At 26.8% G+C, this 10,386-nt stretch carries 9 protein-coding genes and 1 pseudogene; 6 read left to right on the top strand and 4 right to left on the bottom strand.

The genetic code is table 11. The features are described from left to right. Positions 1–127 precede the first annotated feature (127 nt). On the bottom strand, positions 128–1,123 hold the full coding sequence (purM, locus tag ACTCCZ_RS12970; protein WP_079580336.1) for a phosphoribosylformylglycinamidine cyclo-ligase: 996 nt from the start codon (positions 1,121–1,123) through the stop codon (positions 128–130). Between the two features lie 182 nt (positions 1,124–1,305). Here purM and ACTCCZ_RS12965 point away from each other — a divergent pair, with 182 nt between their 5' ends. From ACTCCZ_RS12965 to purT, 4 genes are read left to right on the top strand one after another with little or no spacing between them, the layout of a single operon-like run. Beyond that, on the top strand, positions 1,306–1,860 hold the full coding sequence (locus tag ACTCCZ_RS12965) for a spermine/spermidine synthase domain-containing protein (protein ID WP_228145365.1): 555 nt from the start codon (positions 1,306–1,308) through the stop codon (positions 1,858–1,860). Positions 1,861–1,917: 57 nt separating this feature from the next. Next, entirely contained in the window at positions 1,918–2,508 is a 591-nt protein-coding gene (gene coaE / locus ACTCCZ_RS12960) for a dephospho-CoA kinase (RefSeq protein ID WP_079580337.1), read from the top strand. Next, complete coding sequence (dapF, locus tag ACTCCZ_RS12955; protein ID WP_079580338.1) at positions 2,505–3,245, top strand: diaminopimelate epimerase; 741 nt, start codon at positions 2,505–2,507, stop codon at positions 3,243–3,245. Before coaE ends, dapF begins: the two co-directional genes overlap by 4 nt. 18 nt (positions 3,246–3,263) lie before the next feature. Then, positions 3,264–4,430 (top strand): formate-dependent phosphoribosylglycinamide formyltransferase, encoded by a 1,167-nt coding sequence (gene purT, locus ACTCCZ_RS12950; RefSeq protein ID WP_079580339.1) that lies wholly within the window; start codon positions 3,264–3,266, stop codon positions 4,428–4,430. A gap of 1 nt (position 4,431) precedes the next feature. Here the strand turns inward: purT and ACTCCZ_RS12945 are convergent, their stop codons facing one another. Beyond that, a complete protein-coding gene (locus ACTCCZ_RS12945) occupies positions 4,432–6,333 on the bottom strand; it encodes a PAS domain S-box protein (RefSeq protein ID WP_079580340.1) in 1,902 nt (633 codons plus the stop codon). Positions 6,334–6,535: 202 nt separating this feature from the next. Between ACTCCZ_RS12945 and ACTCCZ_RS12940 the strand changes: the two genes are divergently transcribed. Continuing rightward, positions 6,536–7,387 carry a GP88 family protein gene (locus tag ACTCCZ_RS12940; protein ID WP_079580341.1) on the top strand — a complete coding sequence of 284 codons (852 nt, stop codon included), beginning with the start codon at positions 6,536–6,538 and terminating at the stop codon, positions 7,385–7,387. Here the strand turns inward: ACTCCZ_RS12940 and ACTCCZ_RS12935 are convergent. Then, positions 7,384–9,294, bottom strand: a complete 1,911-nt coding sequence (locus ACTCCZ_RS12935; protein WP_079580342.1) for a sensor histidine kinase — start codon at positions 9,292–9,294, stop codon at positions 7,384–7,386. The genes ACTCCZ_RS12940 and ACTCCZ_RS12935 overlap by 4 nt on opposite strands. Before the next feature lie 140 nt (positions 9,295–9,434). Further along, positions 9,435–10,027: pseudogene (locus ACTCCZ_RS12930) on the bottom strand (peroxiredoxin). 206 nt (positions 10,028–10,233) lie between these two features. Between ACTCCZ_RS12930 and ACTCCZ_RS12925 the strand changes: the two are divergent. Beyond that, a partial coding sequence (locus tag ACTCCZ_RS12925; RefSeq protein WP_463187404.1) for an FAD-dependent oxidoreductase occupies positions 10,234–10,386 on the top strand: 153 nt, incomplete at its 3' end.

Raw genomic sequence — 10,386 nt, 5'->3', positions numbered from 1 at the left:
TAGTAAAAAATTATAACTTATCTGAAGTTCAATTCAACTTTTTAAAATTTAAATCAGCTTAAATTACGGGTTGTTTTTTATAATCTGCAAGTGGCTCTAGTATCTAAAGATAAAGAAGTGGAGAATACTATTTATATTCTACTTCTTTTTCTCCTTTGGCTAATTCTCCAATTACATAAGCATCAGTATTTGCTAAAATAGCATCTACATTTGCAGGATTAACAACAAGAACCATACCAACACCCATATTAAATGTTCTATACATCTCCTCAGACTCTACATATTTACTCATAAAATCAAAAATTGGTAAAGTTTTAATTTTATCTTTGTAAACAACTGCTTTTAAATTATCAGGTAAAACTCTTGGAAGATTTTCTGTAATTCCTCCACCTGTAATATGAGCCAAGGCATTTATATTTTCTTTATTTGCTTTAAACTCTTTAACATAAATTCTTGTTGGTTCTAATAATACATCTTTTAATGCTTTTCCATCAAACTCATCGTCTAAAGACATTTCAAGTTTTTCTAATAGAAGTTTTCTAACAAGTGAAAAACCATTTGAATGGATACCAGAACTTGGAAGTGCAAGTAATACATCTCCTGCATTTACTTTTTCAATTCTATTTAACTCTTCTTTTTCTGCAATACCTACACAAAAACCTGCTAAGTCAAAATCACCCTCTTTATACATACCTGGCATTTCAGCAGTTTCACCACCAACTAAAGCGCACTCACTTTGAATACATCCTTGAGCAATTCCTTTTACAACATCTGTTGCTTCTTCAACTTCAAGTTTTGCTGTTGCATAATAATCTAGGAAAAATAGTGGCTCACCAAAGTTACATAACAAATCATTTGTACACATAGCAACTAAATCAATACCTACTGTATCAAACTTTTTTGAATCAATTGCTAGTTTTAATTTTGTTCCAACTCCGTCTGTTCCTGAAAGTAATACTGGATTTTTATAACCAGTTGGTAACTCAAATGCACCTGCAAAAGAACCAATACCTCCTAATACACCTGGTATTAAAGTAGATTTTACATGTGGTTTTATATTCTCAACAAACTGATTTCCTGCGTCTATATCAACACCAGCATCTTTATAACTTACTGTAGACATTATTTCCCTTTTTATGTTTTAAAGTTTAAAGCAATATATACTTGTATCTAATAAAATGTTACCTCTAACACAAATGTCTTTAAAAACTTCTGTAATTTTTTAGCACATACAAATATATCTATGTAATTTAAATTTTTTGTGGTATTATATCGAAAATTTAATAAAACAAAAGGACGGATTTTATGTCATGTTCAATGAATGATAACCAAGCTTTTAATGAGATGATGGTACATGTACCCTTATGCACACATAAAGAGCCAGAAAATATTTTAGTAATCGGAGAAACTAGCCCTGAATTAAAAAAAGAGTTAGAAAAACACCCATTTAATATTGAGTTTGGAGATGAAGCTTTATTAAACTCTAAAGATGAAAAAAATATTGATGTAATAATTTTAACTAATATAAAAATTAGTGAGTTAATTTTGGCAAATATCAATAGAGTATTAAAAGATGATGGTCTTATTACTTTTAAAACTGAAAGTTTTCAAAATGATGAAAATAGACTAAAAGAAGATTTACAACTAGTTGGAACAAAGTTTTGGATTGCAATGCCATTTAAGTTTGGTCATACTACAGCTATTTTAGCTTCAAAAAAATACCATCCAACTGCTGATATTATACTTCAAAGATCTGATATATTAGATGATTTAGATTATTATTCAACTGAAATACATCATGCATCATTTGTTTTTCCAGCAGCAATACACAAAGCTTTAACTACAATAGCTAAAAGATAAACTTCAATAATCTATAATTAAAACTAAAATAAATCATTATTATAGTAAAATCTTACTATGAATAATGATTTGTTTAAAAATGCAATTGCCTTAACAGGCGGAATTTCAACAGGAAAAAGTACAGTTTGTAGCCTATTTAAACTTCATGGTTTTTTAACTATTGACGCAGATAAAATCGCCCATAAGCTTCTTGATAAAAATAGTCACAAAATAGAAGAGATGTTTGGTGCACAATATGTAGAAAATGGAAAAGTTTTAAGAAAAGAGCTTGGCAAAATTATTTTTTCAAATGAAAAGAATAAACTAAAACTTGAAGCTTTACTTCATCCTTTAATTAAAGAAGAGATAATAAAAGAATCAAAAGTATTTGAAGAAGCCAATAAACCCTATTTTATTGATATACCTCTGTTTTTTGAAAAGATGCACTATCCTATTCCTAAATCTTTGGTTATTTATACACCAAAAGATATACAAATACAAAGACTTATGAAAAGAGATAATATTAGCAAAGAAGAAGCTGAACTTAAAATTTCTAATCAAATGGATATTGAAAAGAAAAAAGAGTTAGCAGATTTGATAATTGATAATTCAAAGAATTTAAAGCACCTTCAAAAGGAAGTTGAAAAAATTATTAGGGAGATAATATGACATATACAAAATATAGTGCAAGTGGAAATGACTTTGTAATTTTTCACTCATTTATTAAAAAAGATTATTCAAAAGAAGCAATTACTTTATGCAATAGAACTGAGGGAATTGGGGCAGATGGCTTAATAGTACTAATTCCAAATAGTGATTATGATTTTGAGTGGTTATTTTATAATAGTGACGGAAGTCACGCAGCAATGTGTGGAAATGGGACAAGAGCTTGTGCTCATTATGCTTATATAAACAACTTAGCACCATCTAATATGAAGTTTTTGACAGGTGCTGGAGCTATTGAGTCTATTGTTGAAGATGATGTTGTTCAAACACAACTTACAAAACCTATATTAATTAAAGATGAGTTTATTCAAGATGGATTTACTTGGTATTTAGTTGATACAGGAGTTCCTCATCTTGTAAGCATAGTTGATGATTTAGAAAAATATGATAATAATTTAGCTTCTAAAATGAGATATGAATACAATGCAAATGTAAACTTTGCAAAAATTGAAAATGGCAAAATATATGTAAGAACTTATGAAAGAGGTGTTGAGGGCGAAACATTAGCTTGTGGAACTGGAATGGCAGCTTGTTTTTTAAGAGCTAATAACTTAGGCTTAGTAGAAGATATTGCAAATGTTTATCCAAAAAGTAAAGAAGAGTTAACACTTACAAAAAAAGATGAAATACTATACTTCAAAGGTGCTGTAAAAAAAGTTTTTACAACATCAATTAATTAATAAAATAAGAGGGAAAATATGAAATTTAGCGCACCATTAAAATCAGATTCAATAAAAGTTATGCTTCTTGGAAGTGGAGAGTTAGGGAAAGAAGTAGTAATTGAAGCTCAAAGACTAGGAGTTGAAACAGTTGCAGTTGATAGTTATAATAATGCTCCTGCACAACTTGTTGCAAATAAAGCTTATACAATCAATATGAAAAATAAAAATGAGATTTTAGATGTAATAAGAAGAGAAAAACCAGATTTTATTTTACCAGAGGTTGAAGCTATAAATATAGATGCTTTATTTACAGCTGAAAGTGAAGGTTACCATGTAATACCAAATGCAGATGCTGTTAATAAAACAATGAATAGAAAAAACATAAGAGAGTTTGCAGCAGTTGATTTGGAACTTCCAACATCTAAATATGAGTTTGTATCTACTTTTGAAGCTTTAAAAAGTGCAGCTTTAAACATAGGATTTCCTTGTGTAATTAAACCTGTTATGAGTTCATCTGGACATGGACAAAGTATTGCAAAAAGTGAAGATGATTTAGCTTCATCTTGGGAACTTGCAAAGGAAGCTAGAGGAGATGCTAGTGAACTAATTGTAGAAGAGTTTATTACATTTGATTATGAGATTACACTTTTAACAGCAAGAAATGAGAATCAAACTGTATTTTGTGAACCAATAGGTCATATACAACAAGATGGTGACTATATATTTTCATGGCAACCAATGAATATGAGTGAAACTGCAAAAGAAAAATCAAAAGAGATTGCAAAAAAAATAACTGATGGTTTAGGTGGAAGAGGTATTTTTGGTGTTGAGTTATTTGTAAAAGGTGATGAAGTTTATTTTAGTGAAGTAAGTCCAAGACCTCATGATACTGGTATGGTTACAATGATTACACAATCTCAAAGTGAATTTGCTCTTCATATTAGAGCAGTACTTGGTCTTCCTTTAAACTTTATTGATTATGGAGCAGGTGCAAGTGCTGCTTATAAAGCAAAAAATGATAGCTTTAATCCTACAATAGATATTAAAGATGAAGCTTTTACTAATACATCTTACGTAAGAGTTTTTGGAAAGCCTCAAAGTCATGAGGGAAGAAGAATGGCAGTTGCTTTAACTTTTGATAAAAATAGTAGTGATAAAGCTTTACAACAAGCAAAAGAGTTAATTGAAAACTTCAATGATTAAATCAATTCTCTAAAGGTTCTAAAATAGGAATCTTTAGAGTAAACTCTGCTCCTTTAAAACTATTTTTTTCATATTCAAACTCTTTATTTTTTACAGAAATTTCACCATTCATATGTTTTACCAAAATCTCTTCACACATATAAAGTCCTATTCCTGTACCTAAACTTTTATGTTTTGTAGTAAAATATGGTTCAAAAATCTTTCCTATTACATTTACAGGTATCCCTCCTGCATTATCACATATTTTTAAAATGATATTATTCTCTTTATCTTTATAAATATCAATAAATATATATTTATACTCTAATGAAGACTCTTCTAGTGCATCTCTTGCATTATTTATTAGATTCATAATTACTTGTACAAGTTCATTATCAAAACCATATAAATCTATATCTTCAATATTTTCAATTATATCAATTTCTCTATTTTTTAATTTTGAGCTAACTAAAAAGAGTGCTTTTTTATATGTATTTTTTATATTAAATCTAACTTTTTCTTTATCTGGTTTAAAAAAGTCTCTAAAATCATCAATAGTTTGAGAAAGATGGTTACCAGATTTTACAATCGCATCTAAAACCTCATCCAAAAAGTCATCACTTAAAGTTCCCATTTCTTTATGTATTCTTACACTACTTGCACTAGTAGTTATAACAGATAAAGGTTGTCTCCATTGATGTGCAATATTTTCAAGCATTTCTCCCATTGCAGCCATTTTTGATTGGTGATGAATCATCTCTTCATTATCTTTTAGTTTCTTTTGAGCTTCTTTAATATCTGTAATATCATTTGCTATAATTAAAAGCTGTTTATTCCCATACCTATCACTTATTGGTTTTTTAATAGATTGGAAATATCTTATTTTTCCAGTTAATATATCAGTTGATTCTTCATAAACTACTTTAGTCTCATCTAAATCCATAATCTCTTGTACACTTTGTAAATAGTGTTTTACTTGATCTTCATTTAGATTATAATCTCCATCACTTTTTCCTATCATATCCTCAGTTGTTGTATTATAAAGTCTTGCTATGGCTTGATTTACTAATACAAATTTTCCCTCATAATCTTTTACAATTATTATATTTGGATTTTCATCGATTATTGTATGAAGAAATTTTCTTTGAGCAATAATATCTTCTTCTCTTGTTTTCATTTGTGTAATATCTTCAATAATCGCTAAAACATAAAGTATTTCATTGAATTCGTTCTTTATAGTTGAAACTGTTACATTTCCCCATAAAAGTTCATTATTTTTTGTAATATATCTTTTAGTGATTTTATACATTCCTATTTCATTATCAATAAGTCTATTAAAGTGATCTTCATTTAAATCTAAATAATCAAAGTGAGTTATATCAAGATATGATTTTCCTAAGATTTCATCTTGTGAGTATCCAAGCATATTTAAAAAAGCCAAGTTTGCTTCTATCATCTTTCCTGTTTTATCTGAAATTAAAATTCCCAAAGGTGAAAAATCAAAAATTGCTTTTAATCTCTCTTCTTTTTCTTCAATATATTTTTGAATCTCTCTTTTTTCAGTTATATCTTCTCCTGAACAAATTACTTGAGTAACTTCTCCTTTTTTTTCTACAAAAGAGTTTTTCCAAGAGATAAACTTTCTTTCTCCATCTAATGTTACTATTTCATTTTCTACATATCTATTTATTTGCATATTTTTATTTGCAATCTCTTTTATTACATTACTAATATAAGACTTTAACTCTTGAGGAATAAAACTATCAACCCAATTCATAGATACAATTTTTTCTTGAGATACGCCTAATATTTTGCAGGCTTGTTCATTTGCAAAAATAATATTAGAGTTTTTATCCAATATTAAATATAGACCTTTCGTAATATTTAAATACTCTAAAATATTACTATCAATCTGTTCTTGCATTTAATTTACCTTTTTATATTTGTTATATAATATTATATTTGTTTATTTAGTTAATGTAAAGTTCTAATTATATTTTCTCGTATTTGCATATATGTTAAAAGCTTTTAATTGAGTTGTTTATAAAAATACCTTTTTCTTATTATATGTTATTTAATCTTTATCTTTATATAATACGCGCCTTATTTAATCTAAAGGAATAATTTTGCAATACAATTACAATACTACTAATCTACTATCTAAAAAAATAAATGAAACAACTATAGTAGGTACTTTATATCTAGCGGCGCAAAAAAATATAATGCATGCTCCTATGTATGGCATAGAGCATGATAAAAATGCTCTTAATTTAAATAAAGTCAACCTATGTAAAAATGCCACAAATGGTTGTGTTACTGCTTGTATTTATCATAACGGACTGTTTCAGAATTCTCACTTTAGTAAAAACAAAATAAAACAAGCAAGAATAAAAAGAACATTTAAATTTCTACTTCAAAAAGAACAATTTTTTGAACAATTAATAAAAGAGATTAATGCTTTAAAAAGAAAAGCAAAAAAAGAGAATTTAAAACTACTTATTCAACTTAATAAAACTTCTGATATTTTATGGGAAAAAGAAAATTTTAAATATAAAGATGTAGAGTACAAAAATATCATGGAATATTTTGATGATGTGAAGTTTTTTGATTATACAAAATATAATATATTAAAAAGTAGAAAAAAAACACCTAAAAACTATACTCTTATTTATTCACGGGCAGGACTACACAAAGGAAAATTAGTAGATTCATGGGAAGATTTACAAAACTATTTAAAAAGTAAAATAAATATTGCAATTGTTTGTACAAATGAGATAAAAGAAAAACTTTTAAGTCAAAAAAAACATAATGATTTTTCAATAATAGACGCACAAGAGTTTGAAAAAGGTAATATCTCTCTTGATAACTGTATTGAGGGAACTATCTTAATTCATGAAGCAAAAATAGGAACTAATATAAATAAAAACAGTGCATTTGTTTTAGAAACAACAGAAGATATTCAAAAATATTTATATTAATCAACTAAATCAAATATCAATTTAAAACATGCACCTTTGTATTGAATACTTTCATATACAAAGGTTTCATTTGATACTGTTATTTCTCCATTTAGACTATCTTTTATAATCTTTTTTGACATATAAAGCCCTATTCCTGTACCAGTAGCTTTTTTTGTAGTAAAATATGGTTCAAAAACTTTTTTTATAATACTCTTGTTTATTCCTCCAGCTGTATCTTTTACTAATAAAACAACTTTGCCATTTTGTTTAAAAATATCAATAAATATCAATCTTTTATTATCTACATGTTTAAGTGCATCCCTTGAATTATTTATAATATTTATAAGTACTTGAACTAGTTCATTTTCTGTGCCATGGATTTTTATATTTTCACAATTTTTTATGAAATATATATTATTTATATCAAATTGAGAACTTAATAGTTTTAAAGTTTTTTCTACAACATCTTTCAAATTAAAATTTATTTTGTCTTTATTTGGCTTAAAAAAGTTTCTAAAATCATCAATTGTTTTAGACAAATGCATAACTGAGTTATGAATACTATCCATTCCTCTATAAAAGTTATCATCTTTTAATATACCTAGTTCTTTTTCAAACTTAAGCCCTGTAACTGCTGTTGATATTACAGATAAAGGTTGTCTCCATTGATGGGTAATATTTGCAATCATCTCTCCCATTGCAGCCATTTTTGATTGTTGCGCTAAAATAGTATCTTTTTGTCTATTTTTTTGCGCCTCTTCTAGTATTTTTTCTCTATAATCATAAAAACTTTTTTCTAATAATTTTATTACATAAAATGAAATTGCCAGCATTATTATAGTTAAAATTGCTCCTAATAGAAGAAAAGATTTTATTGTTTTTTTATCTTCATTTGCTAAAGTTTCAAGCCTTGCATCTAACTCTTTTTTTAATGAATCTTTATAAAATGATGCATAAACTGCCCACTTCCAGTCATCAAGACCTTTAACAAAAGTAGTCTTTTGTATATATTTATCTTTATTAATATTTGTACTATTCTCATAAGTTAAAAAGCCTTGTTGTTTTTTACTTTTTGCAATTTTTAATAACTCTTTATATGGCTGATAATCTTCTTTGTTTTTTATATTTATAATATTTTTGTTTATAATATCTTTGTTCTTTGAAGTAAGTACTACTCCATCATAATCAATCACTGAAATTATTTTATCGTCTAAAAATTTGATTTTTGAGATATATTTTAATATATAACTCTTTAGCTCTTTTTCATACTCTTGTGTATATTCACCTGTACCTACAAAGATATTATATGGTTCAAATATTTTATGAAAACCTATTTTTCTTTTTATTTTTTTACTATTTGGTTCTTGCCAATACCATTCATCATAAGTTTCATTTTTTGATTTTAAAGCTTTAATTCCCTCTTGAACTATTAATTTCCCAGTTATATCTTTATGATTCCATAAAGAACGACCTTCTAAGGATTTTAAAATAGGATGAAAGATATTATTTCCTTGCATATCATAAATATAAAAATATCCTCTTCCATCTAAAAACCGCATCTGTTCTAATGCAGCTTTCATCATGTGAATTATCTCTTTTTTGGATTTTTTATTTTTGTATTCATTATAAAGCCCTTGCATAACAGCATGTGCTTCATAAACTTGATATTTAATCAGCTTTTTCAATCTTTCTTCACTATTTTGTTTATGAAACTGTATATACTCATAAACTCTATTTACTTCATTTCTTATTCTTTGTTTTTCTTGATTTATAAATTTTGATTTTATATTTGTTATTTCTTTATGGTAGTGTTTTTCATGTTCTACTAAAAATAGATACATTCCAATAATTGCAATTGCAAATATTAAAAAAAGAGGAAAGAATCTTATGATTCTTATAATATATTTTTCTTTTTTTGATAGCATAACTTTTCTTTTTTTTTAATTCTATCATACATTTTTATATTTATAGAAAACTTTAAGTATATAATTAAATTAGAAAAGTGTAGTTTTGTATTGTGTAGTTATAAAAGAGTAAGATTTAAACTTACTCTTTTAATAAAATATTATAATTTATCTTCGTTTTTAGCAAGATAATCAGACCTTCTTTGTCTGCTTTCATACCCTCATCACCTTTATTCCATCCTGCTGGACAAACTTCACCATTTTCATTTGTAAAAATCATAGTATCTACCATTCTGATCATTTCATCAATATTTCTACCTAATGGTAAGTCATTAATAACTGCATGTCTAATAGTTCCATCTGCATCTAGTAAGAATGAACCTCTTAAAGCTACTGATTCATCAAATAATACATCAAAATCTCTTGAGATTTGTTTTGTAATATCAGCAACTAGTGGGAATTTAACTCTTCCGATACCACCTTTTTCTACTGGAGTTTCTCTCCAAGCAAAGTGTGAGAATTGAGAATCAATAGATACACCAATTACATTTACACCTCTTTGTCTAAACTCATCTGCTCTTTTAGAAAATGCAATAATTTCTGATGGGCATACAAATGTAAAGTCTAGTGGATAAAAGAATACAACTGCACCTTTTTCTCCGATATTTTCATATAAATTAAAATCTTCAACAATTTGTCCATCAGCTAAAACTGCTGCTGCTGTAAAATCTTTTGCTTTGTTTGTTACTAACATGTTTTTCCTTTTTTATTAATAGTTTTTTGTTTTGTTGGTGAAATTATATACAAATCAATTTAATCTATAATTGACAAATTTTGTTAATAAAAAAATTTAAGAAAATATTTATTTATTTATAATCTTTTTCTTAAGAAAATTTTTATCCTTTAAAGTATATAATCTCATCATAATTATACAATATAAAACAAAGTAAGGAATAAAATATGTTAGATTTAGCGATAATAGGTGGAGGACCAGCAGGATTAACAGCTGGATTGTACGCCACAAGAGGTGGATTAAAAGATGTAGTAATGTTTGAGATGGGAATGCCAGGAGGACAAATCACAGGAAGTTCAGAAATAGAGAACTATCCAGGA

It is taken from the genome of Malaciobacter sp. (assembly GCF_055140965.1).
This window is presented reverse-complemented; position numbering and strand designations above follow the sequence as displayed.

Bases quoted from the DNA above. Each gene is read 5' to 3' on its own strand.
- ACTCCZ_RS12965 (WP_228145365.1), top strand. From the start codon at position 1,306: ATGTCATGTTCAATGAATGATAACCAAGCTTTTAATGAGATGATGGTA.
- purT (WP_079580339.1), top strand. From the start codon at position 3,264: ATGAAATTTAGCGCACCATTAAAATCAGATTCAATAAAAGTTATGCTT.
- ACTCCZ_RS12935 (WP_079580342.1), bottom strand. From the start codon at position 9,294: ATGCTATCAAAAAAAGAAAAATATATTATAAGAATCATAAGATTCTTT.
- purM (WP_079580336.1), bottom strand. From the start codon at position 1,123: ATGTCTACAGTAAGTTATAAAGATGCTGGTGTTGATATAGACGCAGGA.
- coaE (WP_079580337.1), top strand. From the start codon at position 1,918: ATGAATAATGATTTGTTTAAAAATGCAATTGCCTTAACAGGCGGAATT.
- ACTCCZ_RS12945 (WP_079580340.1), bottom strand. From the start codon at position 6,333: ATGCAAGAACAGATTGATAGTAATATTTTAGAGTATTTAAATATTACG.
- dapF (WP_079580338.1), top strand. From the start codon at position 2,505: ATGACATATACAAAATATAGTGCAAGTGGAAATGACTTTGTAATTTTT.